The 23,021-nt window shown below is 31.2% G+C and carries 20 protein-coding genes and 1 tRNA gene; 7 read left to right on the top strand and 14 right to left on the bottom strand.

Translation table 11 applies throughout. The annotated features are described in order from the left end of the window. Positions 1-12: 12 nt before the first annotated feature. Positions 13-1,026, bottom strand: a complete 1,014-nt coding sequence (locus N4A44_03355; GenBank protein MCT4552679.1) for a glycosyltransferase — start codon at positions 1,024-1,026, stop codon at positions 13-15. Positions 1,027-1,208: 182 nt separating this feature from the next. Between N4A44_03355 and N4A44_03350 the strand changes: the two genes are divergently transcribed. Continuing rightward, entirely contained in the window at positions 1,209-1,655 is a 447-nt protein-coding gene (locus N4A44_03350) for a hypothetical protein (GenBank protein ID MCT4552678.1), read from the top strand. 128 nt (positions 1,656-1,783) lie between these two features. On the opposite strand, the gene N4A44_03345 is transcribed toward N4A44_03350, so the two are convergent. The 3 genes from N4A44_03345 to N4A44_03335 all read right to left on the bottom strand — a co-directional run bounded on the left by N4A44_03345 (position 1,784) and on the right by N4A44_03335 (position 4,269). Continuing rightward, a complete protein-coding gene (locus N4A44_03345) occupies positions 1,784-3,283 on the bottom strand; it encodes an orotidine 5'-phosphate decarboxylase (GenBank protein MCT4552677.1) in 1,500 nt (499 codons plus the stop codon). A gap of 209 nt (positions 3,284-3,492) precedes the next feature. Next, positions 3,493-3,873 carry a hypothetical protein gene (locus N4A44_03340; GenBank protein MCT4552676.1) on the bottom strand — a complete coding sequence of 127 codons (381 nt, stop codon included), beginning with the start codon at positions 3,871-3,873 and terminating at the stop codon, positions 3,493-3,495. Between the two features lie 319 nt (positions 3,874-4,192). Then, positions 4,193-4,269, bottom strand: a tRNA-Asp gene (locus tag N4A44_03335). 372 nt (positions 4,270-4,641) lie between these two features. On the opposite strand from N4A44_03335, the gene N4A44_03330 reads away from it, so the two are divergent. Next, complete coding sequence (locus N4A44_03330) at positions 4,642-4,887, top strand: hypothetical protein (GenBank protein ID MCT4552675.1); 246 nt, start codon at positions 4,642-4,644, stop codon at positions 4,885-4,887. 79 nt (positions 4,888-4,966) lie between these two features. On the opposite strand, the gene secA is transcribed toward N4A44_03330, so the two are convergent. The 4 genes from secA to N4A44_03310 all read right to left on the bottom strand — a co-directional run bounded on the left by secA (position 4,967) and on the right by N4A44_03310 (position 9,394). Next, complete coding sequence (gene secA / locus N4A44_03325; protein MCT4552674.1) at positions 4,967-7,654, bottom strand: preprotein translocase subunit SecA; 2,688 nt, start codon at positions 7,652-7,654, stop codon at positions 4,967-4,969. A gap of 135 nt (positions 7,655-7,789) precedes the next feature. After that, entirely contained in the window at positions 7,790-8,104 is a 315-nt protein-coding gene (locus tag N4A44_03320; GenBank protein ID MCT4552673.1) for a hypothetical protein, read from the bottom strand. A 127-nt stretch (positions 8,105-8,231) separates the two neighbouring features. Then, the gene (locus N4A44_03315) at positions 8,232-8,675 is read right to left on the bottom strand and encodes a hypothetical protein (protein ID MCT4552672.1); all 444 of its coding nucleotides are present in this window, start codon (positions 8,673-8,675) and stop codon (positions 8,232-8,234) included. 200 nt (positions 8,676-8,875) lie between these two features. Beyond that, positions 8,876-9,394: a hypothetical protein gene (locus tag N4A44_03310; GenBank protein ID MCT4552671.1), complete on the bottom strand. Its 519-nt coding sequence runs from the start codon at positions 9,392-9,394 to the stop codon at positions 8,876-8,878. Positions 9,395-9,550: 156 nt separating this feature from the next. Between N4A44_03310 and N4A44_03305 the strand changes: the two genes are divergently transcribed. The 3 genes from N4A44_03305 to N4A44_03295 all read left to right on the top strand — a co-directional run bounded on the left by N4A44_03305 (position 9,551) and on the right by N4A44_03295 (position 11,792). Next, the gene (locus N4A44_03305) at positions 9,551-10,513 is read left to right on the top strand and encodes an NAD(P)H-dependent glycerol-3-phosphate dehydrogenase (protein MCT4552670.1); all 963 of its coding nucleotides are present in this window, start codon (positions 9,551-9,553) and stop codon (positions 10,511-10,513) included. 167 nt (positions 10,514-10,680) lie between these two features. Then, positions 10,681-11,304 (top strand): polymer-forming cytoskeletal protein, encoded by a 624-nt coding sequence (locus tag N4A44_03300; GenBank protein MCT4552669.1) that lies wholly within the window; start codon positions 10,681-10,683, stop codon positions 11,302-11,304. Between the two features lie 122 nt (positions 11,305-11,426). Next, on the top strand, positions 11,427-11,792 hold the full coding sequence (locus N4A44_03295; protein MCT4552668.1) for a hypothetical protein: 366 nt from the start codon (positions 11,427-11,429) through the stop codon (positions 11,790-11,792). Between the two features lie 48 nt (positions 11,793-11,840). On the opposite strand, the gene N4A44_03290 is transcribed toward N4A44_03295, so the two are convergent. Both N4A44_03290 and N4A44_03285 read right to left on the bottom strand, forming a co-directional pair. Next, on the bottom strand, positions 11,841-12,767 hold the full coding sequence (locus N4A44_03290; GenBank protein ID MCT4552667.1) for a hypothetical protein: 927 nt from the start codon (positions 12,765-12,767) through the stop codon (positions 11,841-11,843). A 117-nt stretch (positions 12,768-12,884) separates the two neighbouring features. Further along, on the bottom strand, positions 12,885-13,907 hold the full coding sequence (locus tag N4A44_03285; protein MCT4552666.1) for a hypothetical protein: 1,023 nt from the start codon (positions 13,905-13,907) through the stop codon (positions 12,885-12,887). 382 nt (positions 13,908-14,289) lie between these two features. Here N4A44_03285 and ffh point away from each other — a divergent pair, with 382 nt between their 5' ends. Then, a complete protein-coding gene (ffh, locus tag N4A44_03280) occupies positions 14,290-15,663 on the top strand; it encodes a signal recognition particle protein (GenBank protein MCT4552665.1) in 1,374 nt (457 codons plus the stop codon). A 72-nt stretch (positions 15,664-15,735) separates the two neighbouring features. Here ffh and N4A44_03275 read toward each other — a convergent pair whose 3' ends face one another. Then, a complete protein-coding gene (locus tag N4A44_03275; protein ID MCT4552664.1) occupies positions 15,736-16,293 on the bottom strand; it encodes a hypothetical protein in 558 nt (185 codons plus the stop codon). 629 nt (positions 16,294-16,922) lie between these two features. Between N4A44_03275 and N4A44_03270 the strand changes: the two genes are divergently transcribed. After that, positions 16,923-17,267, top strand: a complete 345-nt coding sequence (locus tag N4A44_03270; GenBank protein MCT4552663.1) for a hypothetical protein — start codon at positions 16,923-16,925, stop codon at positions 17,265-17,267. A 76-nt stretch (positions 17,268-17,343) separates the two neighbouring features. On the opposite strand, the gene serS is transcribed toward N4A44_03270, so the two are convergent. The 3 genes from serS to N4A44_03255 all read right to left on the bottom strand — a co-directional run bounded on the left by serS (position 17,344) and on the right by N4A44_03255 (position 22,743). Continuing rightward, positions 17,344-18,624: a serine--tRNA ligase gene (gene serS, locus N4A44_03265; GenBank protein ID MCT4552662.1), complete on the bottom strand. Its 1,281-nt coding sequence runs from the start codon at positions 18,622-18,624 to the stop codon at positions 17,344-17,346. 277 nt (positions 18,625-18,901) lie between these two features. Continuing rightward, entirely contained in the window at positions 18,902-19,138 is a 237-nt protein-coding gene (locus N4A44_03260) for a helix-turn-helix domain-containing protein (protein ID MCT4552661.1), read from the bottom strand. 188 nt (positions 19,139-19,326) lie between these two features. After that, positions 19,327-22,743, bottom strand: a complete 3,417-nt coding sequence (locus N4A44_03255; GenBank protein ID MCT4552660.1) for a hypothetical protein — start codon at positions 22,741-22,743, stop codon at positions 19,327-19,329. Positions 22,744-23,021 lie beyond the last annotated feature (278 nt).

Here is a 23,021-nt window from a genome sequence, read left to right as displayed (position 1 = left end):
AAAGTAGCTAACTTAGCTACTTTTTTTAATTATATCTACAAAAGATTTTGCAATAGATTCCTTAGTAAATTTATTGGAAGTTATCTCATAGGCTTTCTCAGCTTTTTTAATTCTTTCTTTATCATTATCTAAATAATATATAATTTTTTTAACGAAGTCTTCTTCATCTTTATAAGTCTCAATATTTCCCTTAAAGATACTTTCTATATCAGATATATAATCAGAAATCATAAAGCCTTTGCACGCAGCAACATCAAAAACTCTGTTTGCCATAAATCCATTCTTTTTCATAAATTCCCAATGGTCGTTAAGAACTATCTTAGCATTAGAATAATATCTATTAAGTTCATCATTCTTAACAAACCTAGATTTTATAAATTTCTTCGGTATAACGTTCTCCCAACCTTTACCATAAACAGCAACGTCTATACCGTTATTAATACAGTACTTAACAGTTTCTCTATAAACTCCACGAGAGTTTCCTATAAACAACACATCATGTTTTTTAGTATCATCTTTAATATAGTAAAACTTATCCATATTAGTAAATTGAGGAACATAGAACGCATTGACATTACTGTCTTTCAAAGTTTTATAGTGTTTTTCACTAGCAACTATAACAGCTTTATATGAATTGAATTCTTCCAAAGAAGTTCTTTCAGGGTGTGATATGAAATACATAAAATGAGTCTTCATTTGTTTCTTCGATAGTTTAAGATTATGTAAGCCTCTAAAAACTATAAAATAATCAGATATCATATTTATAAAAAATCTATTCCAATAATGTCTAGGAGCTACAACAGAAATAAACTCTCCATGATTATTTATACCTTCAGCCAAATCGGTAGATAAATAAAGATCTCCATATCTAGACTTTCTTTTATTATCTGGATGAGGAGATTTTATTAATATAAGTTTTTTCTTAGGATTTTCCCTTCTCATTTTCATAATAGAAAATAGAAGTTTTATATATCTAATATGAGAAGTTAAACAAAAAATATATGTAATTTTTTTCAAGAATTTCATAAAGTATCTCCTTTATAAAGATTATATGTTTTTATAAAAATAAATCAACGAATTAAAGGTATTGAGAAACAATCCTTGCAATTATAAATAATAATGAAATATTATGAAAGAAAGTTTGTAGTTGACTCAATGACTTAGCTATATTAAGATTAATATTGAGTATTAAATTTAAACCTGAGATAATGTTATACAATTACAATTTAAACCATCCTCTAGATACTAGAGTAGAGTGGTTTGAGAAATATTTTTTCTCAAGAAAAACGACAAAGAGTTTTGAAGCAAATCTAAGTTCCGGAAGAATAAATAATCTGTTGTACTTAAGTCGTTTCTACTATGAACTTTCTGAAGAAGAAAGAAAGGCAACAGACAAAGAGCTGACAGAAAGGAATCTTATTTCATTTGCAAGTATTGGTTTTTTCTGGGAAGAAAAGATTTTATTAAAAGTTAAAGACGAAGAGTTTTTAATTCGAAATATAGATAAAATTATTAACTTCCTTAATTGCTTAATGTTTGGCATTAAAACAAATGTGCGAGAACCTATAAGCTTTATAAATAAGGTTTTAGAGGTTCAGATGGATAACAAAAGATTTCTGCAAAAAATCTACCCAGCGATAGTTTGTAGAAATTAATAAAATAAATTTTTCCATATTTGTAGAGAAAAGTGTCATTGATAGAAGTATCAAGGCACTTTTTTTGATATTGAAAAACCCGCTGCAAAAACAACGGGTCTATTAATTTTAAATTCTAATCCAAAATGTTAAATGGCAACATTAAAGCGCTCAAGCATATCTTGCTTAACAGCCTCGCGCTCATCTTCTGCAACAAACTTCAACGCCGCTTTTGCAATATCAGGAATATCAATGCATGCATAAGCTTTATAGCCAGCATCATTAACCTTTCCAGGAGCCTCCAATGTGTTTGTTCCAAGAGCAATGATTGAAATATCTGCATTCATATGGTAATGATTAGCAAGTACTTCTTTCAATCTGTCGGCTTCTTTGATAGAAGAACCTCCCGAAGAGAATATATCTTCCACCATAAGAATTTTAACATCTTTTTCTTCCTGTTCACGAATGGTGTAACCACTTCGCTGCAAGGCTCCTTTAGGAATAACCGGTAATCCGATTATTTGATCCTGATTACCAGGGCCTTCTTTCGCAGGTCGCAAAATCCAATCGGTAGTGCTCAATGCTTTGCTCAAAATATTGAGGAAACCCATAGCACCCATAGGAACTGGCACAACAGCATCCAACTTTTCATCAAGCATTTTTTTGTACTTTTCGGCGATTACAAACGAGCAGAACTCTTTGTCTCTATCCGAAACCCCGGTCAAATGTCTGATTTGGCAGAATGTAGTAAAGTCTTTACGTTTCAGGCGAGGGTGATCATTCTTATATTCGAATGCACGCTCTTCTGAATTTTCCTCTACATATCCGGAAACTAGTGCCAGCTGATTTCTGATAAGAATATCAACAGCAATATCCTTCGGCGTTTCTACGGTAGTACCAGCGTGATCTCCAATCCTTGCATTCAGCTCATTGGCACGGCCTATCAACAGCATGTCGTAGTCCTCAGATCTCCAGTCCATGTCGTCAGGAACTCCGGTGAATGAACTACTGGAATTAACAATGCCTTTTCCATTTAGGTACGCAAGTGTTTTCAAGCTGTTAGGCTTTTCTTGAGTTCCAACACCCGGCATTAACCACCACCCATCAGGGAATAAAGCACGAATTCTTCTTACGGCTTCAACATCATCTCCAGCACCAACAACAATACCTGTCATATTATCATGCTGTGATTTCTTAATTTCATGAGCAATCCACTCAGAATTAGAAAGTCCACCTGAATGTCTTTCCTGGAATGAGGTTCCTTCTTCATTAGTCGAACGAGCAACCACAAAGGTTCCAATCCCAAGTTCAATAAAAGGAAGTGCACACCCACCCATATAATCTGTTATGGTAACAAACTTAGGATTGTACATTTTCTTCACGGCAGCAGCTCTGAATCTTTGAGTTTTACCAATATCTCCGGCCTTAATGTCCAGAATAGATATGGTATTTTCACAGATGTATTTTAAAGCTCTTAAGCCTTCGGAACCTAATCCTTCGTAAAATGAGAAGTTAGGCTTGAAGCAGGCCACGTGCGGTTTTAATACATTAACAGTTTTCATCGCCCAGTCATAAACTTCATCTTCCTTGATATTTGTGGGATCCATACCCGCACAAAGAAATGATCCAGTTTTCTTGATGTTTTCCATCAATAGATCAAACGGATTTTGATTTTCGCTTTTCATAATTTTAACGATTTTAGATTAATAAATATATTAGATTAAAAATATGTTCACATTTTTCATATACTTAACGACTCTATATAACGAAAACAATTTTGTCAACAAATAAGTTGTAATAATAGGAAAATATATATAGAAAATAAAAAAGAACCCAATTTAGGTAAGGGCTCTTTAATTTAAAAACAAAAATCTATAATACTTTTTTCCTTAGATTTCATACCAAAAACCTTCTCTATTAAATCAGAATCGATAAAGGATATATCCTTAAACTTTTCATTTAATATAAAATATAAAAATGAAATTTCTGAAAAAGATGTTTTATTATCTTCAAGTTTAATAATTATATCAATTAAACTATCGCTATTAAAGCATATCTCTTCTAACTTTTCTGCATCTTCTATATCATGAGTACACCTCATAACAATTATTCTATAAAAGAAACATTTTAAATTGCTTCTGCAATTATCTAGTTCATTGAAAATATTTTGGAAAACCTTTTCTAACTTCTGCGGATCAGTATTATATTTTTTAGCTAATTTTCTGAATTCTTCATTCATAGCTTCAAATTTTACAACATTTATTTTTTAATATCTAAAACTATCATAGAACGCCAATCCCAATTTGTCAAAACGATTTTTAAATAAAAAAAAGAAGGTAAAAACTTTCATCTTAAATTGAGTGGCGCGAGTGACCGGAAACAAAGTAGAACTGAAAGATTTCGAAGTTTACAGAAATCGCAACAGTTCGTTTACGTGTTACTGCTACTGCAAGCAAGAAACTTGTTTCGCCAGCGGCAGACCCGAACTTGTTCGAGAACGGTTATTAATAAAAATTTGAAATAAAAAAAGAAGGTAAAAACCTTCATCTTAAATTGAGTGGCGCGAGTGACCGGACTCGAACCGGCGACCTCCTGCGTGACAGGCAGGCGCTCTAACCAACTGAGCTACACCCGCGTCCAACAATACTCAGAATTATACGTACAAAATTTACAATTGCAAGCATTTTTTCACCTTTTTTAATTTTTTTTTCATATAGTATAAGTAGTAATTACATATATTATTGAAAAAACTATATATTTAATAAAACAAAAAACTAAATCATTGACAATAAAATTTTTAAATATACTATTTAAAGTAGTAAAAATTTAAACCTATAAACTATGATAAACATAATTATTATCCTTATAAAAGGAGGCTTTTCATTAGTATGGTCTTTAATATCTACTTTGATATTAATAATTATTCTTTCTCCCTTTGTAATACTTTGGATAAAGTTTCGAAGAGTAGAGCATAAATACATGTATTAAATCAACTTAATTATTTACTATGGATTATAAGCAAAAAGCTATTTTAAAGCATAGATTAATAACTACACTGAAATATGTTGGAGTAATTGTCTTAACTATGATATTAATGTCTATTTTAGATAAATACGTTTTACATTTATTTGGATTGGATCCTTTAGACGTAGGGTATTTAAAATTTATATTAATATCATCTGTTTTTTATTTTCCTTTATTCTTTTACTTTACTTCAAAAAGAAAAATTAAAGTTATAGAAGTGAATGAATAATAGAATATTTAATTCTTTTAATAATAAAAACTCCCTATCAAAAGTAGGGAGTTTTAAATTTATTCATCAAAAAATCTAATTAGATCTTTCCATGACAGTGCTTAAACTTTTTACCACTTCCACAAGGACATGGTTCATTTCTACCAACATTCTTCATATCAGTAGAAGAGGGCGTAGCACTAGCATTTACAGGACTGCCAGCTACAGGAGCTTCATCCACAGATCCTTGACCATCAGTAGGATGCTCATCCGCAACAGCACTAGCAGCATTTTCTTCTTCTATATCAGAAATCTCATTACGTTTAAATTCACTCTTAGAAAGTATTTCAATACTTCTAGCTTCAAACTTTTCTAAGCAATCCTTAAACATAACAAAAGCTTCTTTCTTATATTCATCAATAGGTTTCTTTTGACCATAACTTCTCAAGTTAATACCACTTCTCAAGTGATCCAAGTTAAGAAGGTGATCCTTCCACTCAGTATCAAGTTCTTGCAATAGAATAACTTTTTCAGCATATCTAATCAAACCAGCACCATAATTAGCTTCTTTCTCAGCCATATGCTTTTGATAAATATCATATAAATCATCAAAGAATTCTTTCTCACCAATAGTTCTAAGAGATTTAGAATCAATTCTAATACCAAATCTTTCAAAATAATTAGCATCTATATTTTCATAATTCCATTGAGACGCCTCAGCTTTGAAAGGAATATTTTGCTCACAGATTTTTTCTACAATATTAGCAGCCATTTCAGCGGCTAGAGCAGAGTTATCATCTGTCTTCATAATATCTTTTCTTTGAGCATAAACAACTTTTCTTTGTTCATTCATAACATCATCATACTTAAGAATTTCTTTTCTAGTATCAAAGTGATGTTCTTCAACTTTTCTTTGAGATCTCTCAAGAGCCTTAGAAATCCATTTATGTTTAATCATTTCACCTTCTTTAAATCCGAAAGTAGAAAGCATATTTTTCAATCTATCTCCACCAAAAATTCTCATCAAATCATCTTCAAGACACAAGAAGAATTTAGAATCTCCAGGATCACCTTGTCTTCCAGATCTACCTCTTAACTGATTATCAATTCTACGAGATTCATGTCTTTCTGTACCAATCACATAAAGGCCACCAGCTTTTAAAGCAGCATCTTTTTGTTCAGCAACTCTAGCTTCGATAGCAGCAACTTCTTCACCAGTAAGCTCATCTTTACCAAGCTTTTCCATCTCATCTCTCATGATCATGTCAATATTACCACCAAGCTTAATATCTGTACCTCTACCAGCCATATTAGTCGCAATAGTAACAGAACCAGGAACACCTGCTTGAGCAACTATATAAGCTTCTCTTTCGTGTTGCTTAGCATTCAATACAGCCGCATCAATACCATGTTCATTTTTAAGTATATCGGCTAATAGTTCAGACTTCTCAATAGAGATAGTACCAGCAAGAACCGGTTGTCCACGTCTTTGACAGTCTTTAATAAGCTCAGCAACAGCTTTAAACTTGTCTTTAACATTTACATAAATTTCATCATCATGATCAACTCTTTGAACTGGTAAGTTCGTAGGAATTTCAAGAACCTTCAAGCTATAAATTTCTTCAAATTCAGCAGCTTCAGTTGCAGCAGTACCAGTCATACCAGCTAGCTTTGGATAAAGTCTGAATAAGTTTTGATAAGTAATACTAGCCAAAGTTTGATTTTCATTTTGAATAGTCACACCTTCTTTAGCCTCAATAGCTTGGTGTAAACCATTTGAATAACGTCTACCTTCCATAGCTCTACCAGTGAACTCATCAATAATCATAACTTCACCATTATTTACAAGATAATCTACGTCTCTCTTAAACATAAGATTAGCAGTCAAAGATTTATCCATGTAATGAACTATCGCAGCGTTTTGAATATCATAAAGATTTTTAACAGAAGTTATGCCGTTTTCATGAAGTAACTTCTCCATGAATTCCATACCTTCTTCATTAAGAATAACATTTTTATGTTTCTCATCCATTTTATAATGAGCAGGTTTAACTTGCCCAATAACAGAATTAATTTTTTGATACATTTCAGAAGTATCTTCCGTAGGACCAGAAATAATCAAAGGAGTTCTAGCTTCGTCAATCAAAATAGAATCAACTTCGTCGACAATCGCGAAATTAAATTCTCTTTGAACCATACTCTCTTGAGTGAATTTCATATTATCTCTTAGGTAGTCGAAACCCAATTCATTATTCGTAGCATAAAGGATGTCAGCTTGGTAAGCAGCTTTTCTATCTTCATCAGAAACTTCATTAGTCAAATAAGCCCAAGATAGACCTAACCATTCATAAAGTTTACCCATCCATTCAGCGTCTCTCTTAGCCAAGTAATCATTCACAGTAACAACATGCACACCTTTACCTTCTAATGCATTAAGATAAACAGCCATAGTAGCAACCAATGTCTTACCCTCACCAGTTCTCATTTCAGTGATTTTACCTTTGTGAAGAACAATAGCACCCATAACTTGAACATCAAACGGAGTCATACCCAGCACACGAGTAGATGCTTCACGAGCAACAGCAAACGCATCACACATGATATCATTCAGCGAAGATCCATCTTTCAACATTTTTTGAAGTTTAGGTGTATAAGCCTTAAGCTCATCATCAGAAAGTTTATTAAAAAACTCTTTCTTAGAATTAATTTCATCAACAAATTTTTGATACTTTTTTAAATCTCTCTCGTTCTCAGTCCCAAATAATTTCTTCGCAATTTTATTAATCACTTTTCCATCCTTTCTCAAAATAATTTTTATAACATATAATATAGTACTATTTGAGCTAAAGACAAGTAAAAAAGTGAGAAATTTCCTATAAAAAAAGATGTGCAATTTCCGAAGAAAAAACACATCTTAAAAAGATTAAAGGTATTTCCAAAATTTATTGGTTTGTTCCTTTAGATAATCAGCTTTATGTTTGCTAATCCACCAACAAAAACTTATAGCATTGCTTTCAAAGAATCTGATTTTATTTGGAGTTTCTTTAAAATGTTCTTCCATACATTTTAATAATTCCCAAACCTCCTCAGCACAGCTATCGCTTTCAATATCTCTTTTGAAAATAGTTTCAAATATCTCGACGACAGTTTTTTTATCCTCTCTTCTAAGGGCCAATTTAAAGTCATCAAGAACAAATTTAAATCGTTTTTCTAATATGGAAGTTTCTTTTTTTGCCATAGTTCATATTTATTAGTTTCTCTAAATACTATTGCAGATATAAAAAGTTTATTCAACAAAAAAAAAGAACCTTGAAAATCACAAGGTCCTTTATTGGGAATTATTCTTACTATTAAGTAGAATTCAATTACAGTGAAGATACTTTCTTTTGAAGTTTCTTTACAAATTTAGCTCCAGTACTTCTCTTATTAAAAATTTTAAATAAATCTTCCGGGGTAGTTCCAGAAGCTGTGTCTAATAGTAGAGAAAAGGCATCTGTCGGCCCCATATAAATTCTCCAAGAATTTTCATGGTCCTGCCATTCTGCAGAAATTCTCAATGACTTGGGCGCATTTTCCATGTCCTTAAGAGGATCATATTCTATTTTAGCATCCTTATTTAAAAAGATAATAACGGCGAAATCGTCTCTGAATTCTTCCCAGGTTAACTCCCATTTAGAATTTAAAGAAAATTGCCTAATTGAATTGCTGAAGTTGGATTCAAAGTAATCAACACTTTTTTCTTTATCGCTAAGCGACCTTACTATTTGGAATATCTTCAAGGAAAAATCATCTAATTCTTTTCCTGTCATAATGACACGTTCTTCATTTTTTTCTTTATTCAAATCTGCCAAAACAGAAATCGAAATTGATAAAAATGAAATCAAAAAACAAATTATTTTTTTCATATTGTGACGGTTTAAATTTCTAAAACATGTCGAAATATTAAAATACTGGAACAGTATTGTCAATTAAAAAAGGTGCTATTTCAAAGAGAAACAGCACCTGTATTTTAATTACTTAATTCAACGGTATTGAATGGATTTATTCCAGCACGCACCTCAGAAAAAATATTATTTCTTCCGCCAACCAGAAATTCATCATCGCCAAAGTATTTAGCTAGAACTTCTTCAGGATCCATATCTTCTTCAAGATTTTCTTCTTGATAAATAGTATCCAATGCATATTGATTGTATGCATATTTCAGCAGTTCATCAACTTTTTTAGAGCTCTCTTTGCAGAGATATTTCCTTTGATAATTAATAAGCTTAACAATGAATAAATGTTTGAACTCACGATTTCTCAAAAGTCTTGTAAGGATGTCCTGAACAAGTTCGGTATTATCATTTTTACACGCTCTTTTAAAACATTTAAAAACAATTTCATCCGAAGCCGTACATTCTCTTCTACAAGAGGCTTCACAAGGTTTAACGTCTCCGTTTTCTAAAAAAAGTTTAAACTCTCCATTTTTCAAAATGGTAGCGGGATCTTCAATAATTAAAATTTTAGCATTTTTCGAATTTGCATTCATATAAAACTAGGTTTAAATTAGTAATAAGAATAAACTATTGCAGATTGAATCTTGTTAGTCAATGAAAAAATTCATATTACAGCCTATATTTAAATTACACTTGCAAAAATTATAGCAACACGCTAAGATACAAGGACAGAAACTAAAGGAGTTAAGATGAATATAAGTATACTAGGAGCAGGGCGTTGGGGAACTCTAAACGCATGGTACCAGTCTTTTATTGGCAATTCAGCCTTACTTTTGGGAAGAGAAAATAGCAGTAGTTTCCAAGAACTTATCAAAACAAGAAAAAACGAATATCTGACATTACAAAACGATGTAGAATTTACAACATCTCTATCAGATGCACTTAAAAATGATATGATATTAATATCTATCCCATGTCAAAAACTTAGAAGTCTTTGTAAAGATATCAGAGGCTTAGACATATCTCTAAATAATAAAACATTCATACTTTCTATGAAGGGGCTTGAAAACTCTACAGGAAAAAGACTTACCGAAATAGTAAGAGAAGAGTTAGGTAACGAACCTAATATAGCTATATTCACAGGTCCAGGACATGCCCAAAGTATAACTAATAAAATTCCAACATGTATGGTAATAGATTCAGATAATGAAGTAGTTAAAAATGAAATAGTAGAAAACTTCTCATCATCTCTAATAAGAATATATAAAGGTACAGACCTTATTGGTAACGAAATAGGGGCTGCAACTAAAAACATCATAGGTATAGCAGCTGGAATGCTAGACGGTTTAAATCTAAGTGAGCTTAAAGGAGCTCTAATGACTAGAGGTTCTACTGAAGTTAGCAGAATAATAGAAGCATGCGGTGGTAATGGTAATTCAGCATACGGCTTATCTCATCTAGGTGATTATGAAGCTACATTATTCTCTAAATACAGCAACAACAGATTATTCGGAGAAGACTTCATAAAAGGAATTAAAATGGATAAAACAGCAGAAGGCGTAGAAACTCTAAAAGCTATCCTAAAAATATCTAAAGAATATGATTTAGAAACTCCAATCTGCTCAAGCCTTTATAAGGTAATATTCGAAAAAGCAGATTATAAAAAAGTGTTGGATGAATTATTCTCTCGTCCAATCAAAGACGAATTTTAATAGATATAAATTATTCTAATATTATAGATCCTTGGAAACTATTCTGAGGATCTTTATTTATACATATGGAAGTATCTAAAATATCACAAAAAAACATCTTGATGAATTTATAAAAATATTGTATCATTACATAAATTCAAAAGGAAATAATTAAAGAGGAATTCATCATGAGTAGTAAGAAAGATATCAAGTTAATGCTAGATAGGCTAAACAAAGCCTCAAATTCTGCAATTAAAGCAAGCGGATCAATGTCTCCATCAACTCCTATGGCAGCACAACCAACACCAAAAGGTAGACACTCAGGAAGCTCATCAAGCGATGGTAAACAAGTTATTATTGGTCAAGGTATCAAAATGAGCGGTGGTATAGACACTTGTGAAACTCTTACAGTAGAAGGTACTTTCGAAGCTACATTAAAAGATGCAAAAATATTAGACATTTCACCAGAAGGAAGCTTCAAAGGTGATGCAGTTTGTGATGAAGCATTCGTATACGGAAATTTCGAAGGAAACTTAACAGTTAGAGAAAATCTTTTTGTTTATAACGGTGCAAGAGTTAAAGGTAAAGTAATATATAACAATATCATTACAGAAAGAGGTGCTGAAGTATTAGGTACTCTTAAAAAGATTTCTAAAAAAGTTTTAGAAGAATTATCTGAAGAAGTTAATCTAGTGAAAAAAGCTCCAGCTAAAAAGAAGTCTGCAGCGAAGAAACCTGCATCTAAAACAAAAGCTAAGGTAAAACCAACAGCAAAGAAAACTGCTAAAAAAGCATCTTCTAAGAAAAAATAAAATTAGTTTTTTCAATAAGTTAATAAATCCCATATACATTGTGGGATTTTTTTAATCTAAACTCCTTGACACTTTAAATATTTAGGAGTAGCTTTTATTCATCAACTTTCAAATTTAAACCTATGGAAAACAATACATTAACCAAAGAAAAGCTTCTCTTTATAACGCAAGCTTGTCTATTTAGAAATATCATAAAAAAATTAGATGAAGAATTGGAAACAAGTCTGAAAAATCTTTTTGAATCTGATCCAAATCATTTTTTTTATTATTTCATTATCTGTAAAGAAAAAAAACTAAAACCCTCAATAGAGGGGCTAAAATCAATTTTTGAGGAAGACTTTAAAGATTTTGACTATAGCAATTTGATTGCTAGGTTTTTTTCAGGAATAGAGGATTACAAAGAAGGTCAATACACAAGGAATAGGAAATTCTTTGAAGAAACTGTAGGGGCCGCTAAAGAGCTATTCAGACCCCTTAGGGTAACATAAAATAAGCTCCTCTTAAATGAGGAGCTTATTCGTTTCTAGATAATTTATTTATAGTTCGTTGTTATATCTTTCCAACTTTTTCTTAATACTAGCTTTATTAGCTTTAAGTAATCTCTTATAATCTTTTTCTAAAGTAATAGCTTTTCCTTTAGAGTAAGTTAAGAAATCCTTACAAGATTGTTTTACAGAAATGAATCCAACATCCTCAGCCGCTAACTGACTAACCATCATTTCATTATCTTCAACATCAAAATATAATTTTTGCATAGAGTAAAGGTGGTCCTCACACTCAGATCTTAACTTAGAAGATGGGTTTTCAGGATTAGCACAGAACTTACTAGAAATATCATATTCCAACTCAGAATCCAAATCTCTAATTCTTAAAGTCAAACCTTTGAGCTCATATTCGTCACCTTTCTTAGGTGCTTTTAATCTAAGGTCTTTAAATATTTCTTTAGAAAGATTTTCTACAGCTAATTTACCTTTATTAAACGCTTCCATTTGATCAATTAAACTTTGAAAATAATTAACAGCGCCATCTCTAGGCACAGTTGGCCTATCTAAACTAGCAGAAGAATTTTTATAATAATTATTAAGATAAATACCTTTTGCAGATTTATCAAATATACATCTAAATTGAGGAGGGTTATTTTCATTATAATATTTTAAAACCATATCTCTAGATATATTTAAGAAATCAGGATATTTACTTAAAGTAGCAACGGCTCTTCCATCCATACAGCCTTTGTAAGCCTTAAAACATTGCCCAAAGCTAGATGTTTCAACTTTATTTGAAACAACTGTGTTTACTGCCGATGTTGTAGTAGCTCTGAAATGGCCTCTATTTTGAGAAGCGCTACCAGCTCTTTTAATCATCATTTGCATTTGAGCTTGTCCAGAAGCTTCTGAAAAGTCATTAACGAAAATTAAAGAAGCTATTGCAGAAAAACCAATAAGAATTTTTTTATTTATCATATCTTTTCCTAACCATAATTTTTTATAAATTATAACATTATTTTAGGTTTTTGTAAAATAAAAATAATAAAAAAAGAACCTACATTTCTGTAAGTCCTTAATATAATTTAACGCAATTTATTGAATTACAATATTTCCATTAAATCTAGTATTATCAGTGTCGATAGGAGCTATAGAAGAATTTTCCACTACAATAATATTTCCATCAATATTATTTCTATCACCAACTTCAAATTTAGAAACATTCCTTAAATAAATATTTCCTCTGATTTTAACCCCTTCAGGAGTTTTAAATCTTCTAACATTTTCAATATAAATATCAGATTTAATATCTTTGTGACCGTCTAAGTACTTCACATTTTCAGTAGAAATATAAACTTTTTCTTTCTTCTCAAACTTAGCATCATAAGTGTTTCCATAAGAATCTAGCTCTACAGTTCTATAATGATCTTCAGGTCTATATTCATCTCTAGTAAAGTCTACGTTCTCAGCATCAGGATCATATTTTCCATAAGGTGCTTCAATAGCAGGGGTATCTTCAACGTATGATACTTTTATTTTTTTAGGTTTAGATCTGTTTTTACTCAAAGTATCTATTTCATACTTATAACCCATCTCAACTTCTCTATCTATATTTCTTCTAACTTTGTATTGACCTAAATCACAAGGCTCTGCAGTTTTGTTCTCAACAACTTCTTGTTCTTCTTCAATACCTAAATCTTCTTTAATTATATCTAAGAAAATTTTGTTAACATCCTTAGTTTGTATATAGCTCTTTCCATCAACAATTTGCTTTCTCTTAAGTAAAACATATTTGCCATTTGGAGCTCTAACATAATCATAATAATTCAAGTTCGCATTAGTCAAAATATTTTCTTGAGTTCTATCTACAGTCTTCATTCTATTAAACTGAAAAGAAAATAGCTTTATCATTGCTAATAAAGTAATTGTTATCAAACCAGCTTGAAACAAAGTAGATCTAAAGAAAATCTTAAGCATTTCAGACAAAGAATGAGTTTCTAGATAATGCTCAATACTAGCAAAAAAGTTTCTCACTTTAGCAAAAAACATTTCAAAATCTTCCTTGCGAACAATCCTATATCTAAGAAAATTCACTATATTTTTAATAAATTTTTTCATATCTAACACCTTTTGTTGTTATCTCATAGACAAATATTAACAATCTCAAAATCTTTTGTCAAGAAAAAACGTAATAAATAAAATATATTTAAATCTATTGATTTCTGCTTGAAAAGGTTGGGGTGACTTGTTATCATGTTTTAAAATTTCCATAATAACTTTTTCTATGGAAATTAAAGAAATTTTAACTATATATTATACGAAAAAATAAAAAAGAAAATTTTATAATCCACGATAAATAACCTTTGCATTTTAACCAAGTATTTTTTGCGAAGGAATTTGAAATAGATTATAATTAGTAGGGAGCGTATAAGTAATACGTGACCGAGAATTAATAATCGTAATTTCGAATTAAATTCGTGCAAAAGACGAAGGTAAAAAAATGTTTGAAGGTTTGACTAAAAAGATTAATTCCGCTTTTGATAAATTATCATTCAAAAAGCACATAACAGAGGACGATGTAAACACTGCTGTCCGTGAAATACGTATAGCTTTACTAGAAGCCGACGTATCTCTTCCTGTTATAAAGGATTTCATCGGAGCTATAAAAGAAAAAGCAGTAGGGGAGAAAATCATAAAATCAGTTTCTCCTGCAGAGCAAATTATTAAAATCACAAATGATGAACTTACAAAACTTCTAGGTGAAACTTCAGAAGGTCTATCAATTTCAGGATCTACAAAAAACTCCCACGGTATTCACACAATCCTTATGCTAGGTCTTCAAGGTTCTGGTAAAACAACATCAGCAGGTAAACTAGCAAAACACCTTCAAGAAAAAGAAGGAAAGAAAGTTATGGTACTATCTACAGACATCTATAGACCAGCCGCCAAAGAACAACTTCAAATCCTAGCTGAAAAAATAGGTTGTGAGCATCTTCCAATCATAAAAGATGAACAACCTCTAGCAACCGTTAAAAGAGGTGTGTCAGAGGCTAAAAACGCAGGTGTAGACGTTCTTATAATAGATACAGCGGGTAGAACTCACTTAGACGAAGACCTAATGAAAGAAATCATAGAAATAGAAAGATTGGCTAATCCAGATGAAGCACTTTTATGTGTTGACGCAATGATAGGTCAAGAATCTGTTAATATAGCAAAAGCCTTCAACGATAAAGTTGGCATAAGCGGAATAGTTATGACAAGAATCGATGGTGATGCCCGTGGTGGTGCTGCACTATCTATGAGACACGAAACAGGTGCGCCAATAAAATTCATGGGTGTAGGTGAAAAGCTAGAAGACTTCGAAGCTTTCTATCCGGACAGAATGGCATCTCGTATCCTTGGTATGGGTGACGTAGTTTCTCTAGTTGAAAAAGCCCAAGAGAAAATAGATGAAAAAGATGCGACAAGATTAATGGACAGAATGTTCTCAGGTCAATTCGACTTCACTGATATGCTTTCTCAAATAAACCAAATGAAAAAAATGGGTAACATTAAGGGGATAATGAAATTCATACCAGGAGCAAGTAAGCTACAGGATATGATGAACAATGCCAACGTAGATGATAACGCTATCAAAAGACAAGAGGCAATAATCCTTTCTATGACACCAAAAGAAAGAAAAAATCCTGATTTGATCCTAATGGCAAGAAAGAAACGAATCGCAAAGGGAGCAGGGGTTTCTGTATCTGATGTGGACAAACTTCTTAAGCAATTAGATAAAACTCGTGGCATGATGAAACAAATGCAAAGCATGGGTGGATTAGAAGGTATGATGTCTATGATGAAAGATCTAAAGAAAAACGGAGATTTATAATCTCATAGTTCACTTCCAATTTCGAAAAAAACAACCCCCTCGTTAAAGGGGGTTTTTAATAAAGAATTTTTTTTATTTTCTGACACCATGTTTTTTATCCATGATCTCAATTGCCTGTTTTAAGATTTGGTCTTTAGAAAGTTCTTCTTCAATTTCCTTTCTAAGATTAGTTTCAATTCTAGCTCTTTTATAAGCACTACTTATAAAAGAAAATCTTTCTTCCTCTTCTATCTTCATAAGTCTCAGATCAAGTCTCGTAGAAACTAAAATTTTGGTAGCATTCTCAATACTAAGATTATTATATGCTCCTTCTCTAGTAGAATTTTTAATAGGGCAAAATATTTTACCTTCATAAAACAATTCCTTAGATAAACTTCTTATTTTTTCTACGTCACATTCTAGGCTGATCTTTTCTTTAGAAAAAAGATCAACTACAGTCTCAAATTCGATTTGATCAATAGGTTTTTGACTTACACCAAGAGAAAAAACAGATTTCCTTACAGTTGGAAATAAAATATCTTTTCTGTTCATGCTTTCAGATAATAGAAATGCAAAATCATTGGCAGAGAGCTCATCTCTTTTCAATAATAGTTGCCTCTCTAAAATTTCAATTTTTCTACTTTCTAACATTTTTAAATTCTTTAGGTTCAAATTTACTTTCCAGATGAGATATTAATAATAAAGATATTTTTGTCAAGAATAAAATATTCCCATATATACGAAAATAGCCCCCAAAGGAGGCTAAATTCTAAAAGTAATATAAATTTCCTAAAATGACACAGGATAGTATCATCTGAATTGCGATTGAAAAATAGCTGTATTTCACATTAAATATATGGAATATAGCATTATAGAGCGGGGATCCTAGAATTGCAAATATGCAAATAAGCTTCTCCAGTCTACCAATATTATCTTGGTAGTGCTCTAATAATAAGTAAAGAACAATTACCCCAAAAGCAATATTTAATAGATTTAACAAAAATCCATATTTTTTCTTTTCTACTACAGTTTCAACTGTTAATTCATTTTTGTTTTTCATAGAATTAGGTTTAAATTAATACTAACACAAACAATAATAATTGAAAATTTTATTTTTGTCAATAAAAAAGTCTAAGAAACCATTCTCTATTGACATTTAAATCAAAACAGTTGTAATATTTTTATATAACCAATTTATAAACCAATACAAAATGAGAAGTCTGATTTTAGTGGCTGCGCTTCTATTCGTAGTTACCTGGGCATCCGCCCAGAAAGGGAAAGTGGAATCGACATTAAACGGAAAAGATATTTTTTCAGTTCTTGAAAATTCCTTTGAATACTCTGCGACTCCAAGCAATTGGAAGGAAATGAAGACGAAGTTTAACGAAATGAACCTAATAGAATGTGAGCGGCTATTTGAGGGAAGCATCTTTTATAAGAGATGTATTCTAAAATGCACAGATACTAATGAAGAAATTAGTCTCGATGTGACTTATGTTTTAGATGGTTATGTGGTATTATTGGAGCCACACAAAAACTCAGATGTAGAGATGTTAGCAATAAACCTCTACGAAAAACCTGAGAATCCATTTAAGGAGGAAAGATTTTTGGCATTAAAGAACTGACCAAGTCTTTGATGCCCTCCTAGCCCAAAAGAAAAGCCCCTTCGCGGGGGCTTTTAATTTCAAATACGAAGTAAAATTATCCTAAAAATTCTTTTCCACCCATATAAGGTCTAAGTTTTTCAGGAATTCTAACCTTCCCATCAGCAGTTTGATGATTTTCTAAAACTGGAGCTAAAGCACGAGGCAAAGCTATACCAGTATTATTTAATGTATGACAGAACTTAACTTCATTAGATCCATTTTCTCTATATCTAGTATTAGTTCTTCTTGCTTGGTAATCATGAATAGTAGAACAACTTCCTAGCTCTCTATATTTACCTTCTGAAGGCATCCAAGCTTCTACGTCTTGCATACGAATCTTATTGATACCCATATCACCAGTAGCTGTTTCAAGAACTTGATATGGAAGCTCTAAATCTTGCATAACTTCTTCAAGAGTATTTCTTAATAATTCATGCATTTTAGCACTTTCTTCAGCAGAGTTTTTACATATGATAAATTGTTCAACTTTATGGAATTGATGAACTCTTATTAAACCTCTAGTATCTTTACCAGCCGCTCCAGCTTCTTTTCTATAACATGGAGAATAACCAGCATACATAATAGGCAAATCATCTTCCTTAAGAATCTCATCCTTATGAAGCGAATTCAAGATAATTTCAGCAGTACCAGCTAGACACTTTCCAGTTCCTTCAAGTTGGAACACATCATCAATCATAACATCTGTACTAGAGCCAGGGAAATGACCGGCATCCATAATAGCTTCAGGCTTAACTAAAGCAGGAACAGTAATATAATTAAATCCTTTTTCAATCAACTTATCTATAACAAAAGTTTGAATAGCTAACTCAAGTCTAGCACATTCACCTTTAGTAGCATAAGTTCTAGGTCCAGTAATTTTAGTTAATCTTGTAAATTCAGCCCAATCATTTTTTTCTAATAATTCATAATGACCCAAAGCATCAAAATCAAATTTAGTTGGCTCACCAATGGTTTTAATAACAGTATTAGCTTCTTCACCACCAATAGGAGAAGTTTCTAAAGGAATTTGTGGTACTCTAAGCATAAGATCATTAAACTCAGGTTGAAGAGCTTCAATCTTTTCTCCATGTTCTTTAGCCTCAGCACCAGCATCTTTAGATTTAGCAATCATTTCTGGTCTTTCTTCTGGCGAAGCAGTAGGAATTGCTTTAGAAAATTTATTTTTTAACGCAAGAGCTTCTTCATGCTTAACTTTTAATATTTTAATTTCTTCATAAAGCTCACATATTCTATCTACATCACAAGGTATAGATTTAACTTCGCTCGCCCATTTAACTTTATCTTTATTTTCTAAAATAAATTTAATATCTAACATTTGATAAATTCCTTTCTCTACGATTTCCCATGCCTATCCAATCCATAAGGCGCCAATTGAGAAATTCATGATAATTATATAATAAGAGTTTGTAAAAAACAAGAAACAATAATAGCAACCCACCTTAGTGGGATACTTTAGAAATTTTCGAAATTTGTTTCATTAGAACTAACATAGTTAAATTATAACTTTTTAGAGAAGGGTAGTCAATAAAAAACAACCCAAAATCAAAGGGTTGTTTTAAAACGAGAATAATAAATATTAATAAAAAGAAAAACTATTTACTGTGGAAAAATTTAGAAAAGTCTTCCATCGATGTATTTGTTACGCTAAGAACTTTACTGATACTTTCCATAGAAGGCCATCTTTCTCTACCGTCTTTATTAAACCTCTTACTTTTATTGAATGTAGTAGGATTTAATCCAGCTTTTTTAGCTAATCCAGATGCACTCAACCCATTAGCTTTAGCAACCTTATAAATTGCTTCCCAAATTTCTTCATGACTAAAAGACATTTTAAACTTCCCCTTTTTTATGAATTGATTATCTTTTATAATACAACCATACATTATTTAAAAACGTTTTTCAAGTAAAAAACAACTTTTAATAAACTTTTTTTGCTCTTTACCTACTTCTAGTAGTAATTTTTAAAAGCACCCACATAATTTTGTAGGTGCTTTAAGTTTTTTATGATAATCATCAATTAAGCTCTCGTTCTTTGGTTTTCTCTTGTAAGAGCAGCCATTTTTTCGAACTCGTTCTTTTCAAATTCTTCATCGATGCTTCTAAGTGCAGCTTTACTGTTACCCATATCATTTTCAATACTTGCCATAAAGCTATCAACGCTTTCTACGTTAAACTCTTTAGGTAGGTAATTAAAAGCTTGATCATTAGGATTTGAATATTTAGGTAAAGGAAGTTTACCCCAATCCTCTAATTTAGTAGGTATATATCCATTAGAAGGATCTCTGTAAACATCTCTTACAACTTCATCATCAACAACTTTAACTTTTTCACCATTACCTGTTGTTATAATTTTAGTAGATGCATCAGAAAGTTTAACAATTTTACCGCCTTTAATATCAGCAGAGTAATTATCTCCTACATAAACATTGGCCATATAATCAGCAGAAGCACCTTGAACTCCTTTATAGAATATAGATCCAGATACATCACCATATTCTTTAAACGTCATATGAACATGAGAGATGATACCCTTATTAGGGGTATTTTTTTCAAATACAATCGGTTCGTTACCAGTAACTATGGTTCCATTTTCAAAAGCACCTTTTCTTATTCCCAATTCACCAAGTTTATTAAATGTCTCAGATTTAACTCTTCCATTATAATCACTACCAACAACGCCAAGTTCATTACCATCAGCAGCCATTTTCTTAAGAATATCTTCTACACCAGGTAATAAGTCTAAATTGCTATCAACAACATCTCCAAAAAAAGTTCCACTAATATCTGCAAATGTTATATTATCTATATGTATCCAAGCATCAACACTATTCATATCATCAGTCATTTCTCTCAAACTTCCACTAACATGAGTCTCATAGTTTATAGAAGGATCATTGATAGATGTAAACATATCTTTCAAAGAAACTTCAAGAGACGATGAATTATCATAATCAACAGAAGGAGAGTGAGATAATTCAATATTTTTAGGAGTTCCAGTTTTTCCAATAAAGTGAAGGATGTTAGGTACTCTATATCTAGTATCATTATCTTTGGTAGATAATCCTTCAAAATCAATTCTTAGATTTTCAAAATTATTACTTGTGTTATAAGGTAATTTCTCACCATCAATCCATCTTCCATATTTATCTACATATCCCCCATTTTCTTTATCAAGGTCAAATAGGTTAAGAAGTTGAGTCAAAGTTAAAGTTCCAGAATTAGAAAGAGTGGAGCTATTTAATTCATCAATTCTAATATTTCTATCAGATAAATCAGATAAATCAGATATAGTTAAAGTACTTCCGTTTATTTCTAATGAAACTTGTAAGTTTGCAGGATTTTCAAAAGTAACTTTTCTCAAGTTATCCATGAATATAGCAAATTCATTGCCAGAAATAGAGCAAACATTATTATCTGCGGTAATTGTTACAGAAGTTCCATCAAAATCAGCAGATTTCAAATCTTCAAGAGTAAAGCCTTCATTACCATTTCCAAGTTCATTATTCTTTTCTTCCGCAGAATTAACTCTAGATTTTAATCCATTTGCTTTAGTTCTTGTAGCCATTAGACCAGCTTCTTCAGTAGCAGTTTCCAACTCTTCAGTGGCACCATCAGATTTTTCATCATTAGAAATTTGAGCTATAATAGCTTCAATAGCTGAAATTTTAGCATCTATATTTGCAAAACTTATATCTTCAGCAGCAGTTCTTGCATTATCTATCTCAGCTTGAGTAACAGCAGTACCAGAATTAACTGAATTTTCAATTTGAGTAACTGTATTATCAACAGAATTAACCTCAGTAGTAATATCTTCAATTAATTTTTTCAAGTTTTCAATTTCAGTTTGAGCTTCAGCAACCTTTTTATCATCTTCAGCAGCATTTAACTCATATTGTATTTCTTTAACTCTATCTTCTTTTAATATTTCTAAGTTAGATACATTATCTTCTGGAGATAGATCATTAGGATTATTCTTATTTAATAATTCATTTGCATTATTAAGTTTGTCAGCATTAGAATCTCCTTCTGGCATTATCGCAAATATACTGTTATAAGAGTCTACCAATTGACCATATTCAGCAGTGCCTTCTAATCTATTTGCCTCAAAAGCTTCAATCATAGCTTTAAGTTCATCAAAATTTATTTGATTTAGCTCTTCAACAGTCGAAGCGCTAGCAATAGAAGTTTTTATGTCTTGAATCTTTTCATTAATATCTGTAACTTCATTGCTTAATTCACTAGAAGTAGTCGATACAAATGCATTTACATCGGCTTCAAAATCATTAACTAATTTAGTAACATTTTGAGCAAAACCTTCTTTAATTTCATTTAATTTATCTTTAGTAGCATCAAGACTTGTTTGAGCTTCACCAAGAGTTTTTTCAAGCTCAGCTAAAGTATTTAACTTTTCTTCATCATCAGCAAAAACTTCTTTTAGAGAAACTATAAGAGCAAGAGCATCATCAATTTTCTTTTGAGAAGCATTCACCTTTTCATTATAAGTAGTTAATAGTTCAGTTAATTCTTCATCAGTCATTTTAGTTGGGTCAGCTTCATCACTATTTAAATAGTTCATGTCTGCTTCGTTAGCTTCTTTTAAAGAATTAATAGTTTTAACTAAGTTAGTTTCATTTCTATCAAAAGAAATAGCACCAAGATCTAAATTGTTTTCATCAATGGCATCTTCTAAACTTTTAGAATCTTCTTTTAAGCCATTTAATCTAGCTAATTCACCGTCAAGTCTTTCATCTTCAACGGTTTCTTTTAAGTTTTCAGCTTTAGCTAATACTTCTTCTAATGTAGCATCAGCTTCTTCTAAGCCAGTTACTAGTTTTCCATTTTCTACAGTAATAACAAGAGAATCTGCTGAGAATTTTTCATCAGATAGAGTAGGTGAGTTTACTTCTAAATCATCAAGTAAATCTTTTACCTTCTTATCTTGCTCTAAAAGAGCTGCGAATTTGCTCTCAACACCATTAGCTTCTTCACTAATTTTATTGATAGTTTTATCTAATTCATATTCAGCTACCGCTTCAGTATGTAATCTGATTAATTCTTCTAGCTCGTCTTCTAAAGTTTCAAGCTTTGGTTCAAGCTCTTTCTTTTCAGCATCAGAAAAACTATTCATATAGCTTTTAATAATTTTAATATTTGATTTGTATGTCTCGATATTATTTTCAATTTCTTCTAATAAAGTACCTATATCAGATTTTTTAAGAGAAGTGCTTTTAGATGTAGCATTTTCTGTGTTTGAAATTTTTTCTTGATCATCTACCACATTCTCAGTATTAGTTTCAATCATACTATCTGTAAGATCAAATTTTTCACTTTTTTCTGGAGTGATAGGGTCATCTTTTTGGCAAGATACTGCTAAAAGAAGACTTGCTGAAAAACCTAAGTATTTCGCATATTTAAGTAAGTAGTTTTTTTTCATATTTTTTCCCCTTTTTTCTATTTGGGCCTGTCCTTCACTCGAATCCATCATGAGCTTCTCAAGCTTCTTTTAGAAAGTAACTAAATTATATCATAGTCTTTTTTACAATACAAATATATTTTTAATTTGTATGATTCGACTTTAGCAATTGAAAAAATTTTTGTCAAGAATTTTCGAAAAAAAATCTTAAAACAGAGTCTGAGTCTATTTCTTAGCAGAAAAAACAGATACTTACAATCTAAAATTTTCCCGTCCAAAAATTGATTTTTTAATAAAAA

This window comes from Alphaproteobacteria bacterium (assembly GCA_025210155.1).
GTDB lineage: Bacteria > Pseudomonadota > Alphaproteobacteria > Rs-D84 > CASDRH01 > JAOASE01.
Note: the sequence above shows the minus strand (reverse complement) of the source record. Positions and strands in the feature narration are given on the sequence as shown.

Bases quoted from the DNA above. Each gene is read 5' to 3' on its own strand.
- N4A44_03355 (MCT4552679.1), bottom strand. From the start codon at position 1,026: ATGAAATTCTTGAAAAAAATTACATATATTTTTTGTTTAACTTCTCAT.
- N4A44_03350 (MCT4552678.1), top strand. From the start codon at position 1,209: ATGTTATACAATTACAATTTAAACCATCCTCTAGATACTAGAGTAGAG.
- N4A44_03345 (MCT4552677.1), bottom strand. From the start codon at position 3,283: ATGGAAAACATCAAGAAAACTGGATCATTTCTTTGTGCGGGTATGGAT.
- N4A44_03340 (MCT4552676.1), bottom strand. From the start codon at position 3,873: ATGAATGAAGAATTCAGAAAATTAGCTAAAAAATATAATACTGATCCG.
- N4A44_03330 (MCT4552675.1), top strand. From the start codon at position 4,642: ATGGATTATAAGCAAAAAGCTATTTTAAAGCATAGATTAATAACTACA.
- N4A44_03320 (MCT4552673.1), bottom strand. From the start codon at position 8,104: ATGGCAAAAAAAGAAACTTCCATATTAGAAAAACGATTTAAATTTGTT.
- N4A44_03315 (MCT4552672.1), bottom strand. From the start codon at position 8,675: ATGACAGGAAAAGAATTAGATGATTTTTCCTTGAAGATATTCCAAATA.
- N4A44_03310 (MCT4552671.1), bottom strand. From the start codon at position 9,394: ATGAATGCAAATTCGAAAAATGCTAAAATTTTAATTATTGAAGATCCC.
- N4A44_03305 (MCT4552670.1), top strand. From the start codon at position 9,551: ATGAATATAAGTATACTAGGAGCAGGGCGTTGGGGAACTCTAAACGCA.
- N4A44_03300 (MCT4552669.1), top strand. From the start codon at position 10,681: ATGAGTAGTAAGAAAGATATCAAGTTAATGCTAGATAGGCTAAACAAA.
- N4A44_03295 (MCT4552668.1), top strand. From the start codon at position 11,427: ATGGAAAACAATACATTAACCAAAGAAAAGCTTCTCTTTATAACGCAA.
- N4A44_03290 (MCT4552667.1), bottom strand. From the start codon at position 12,767: ATGATAAATAAAAAAATTCTTATTGGTTTTTCTGCAATAGCTTCTTTA.
- N4A44_03285 (MCT4552666.1), bottom strand. From the start codon at position 13,907: ATGAAAAAATTTATTAAAAATATAGTGAATTTTCTTAGATATAGGATT.
- ffh (MCT4552665.1), top strand. From the start codon at position 14,290: ATGTTTGAAGGTTTGACTAAAAAGATTAATTCCGCTTTTGATAAATTA.
- N4A44_03275 (MCT4552664.1), bottom strand. From the start codon at position 16,293: ATGTTAGAAAGTAGAAAAATTGAAATTTTAGAGAGGCAACTATTATTG.
- serS (MCT4552662.1), bottom strand. From the start codon at position 18,624: ATGTTAGATATTAAATTTATTTTAGAAAATAAAGATAAAGTTAAATGG.
- N4A44_03260 (MCT4552661.1), bottom strand. From the start codon at position 19,138: ATGTCTTTTAGTCATGAAGAAATTTGGGAAGCAATTTATAAGGTTGCT.
- N4A44_03255 (MCT4552660.1), bottom strand. From the start codon at position 22,743: ATGAAAAAAAACTACTTACTTAAATATGCGAAATACTTAGGTTTTTCA.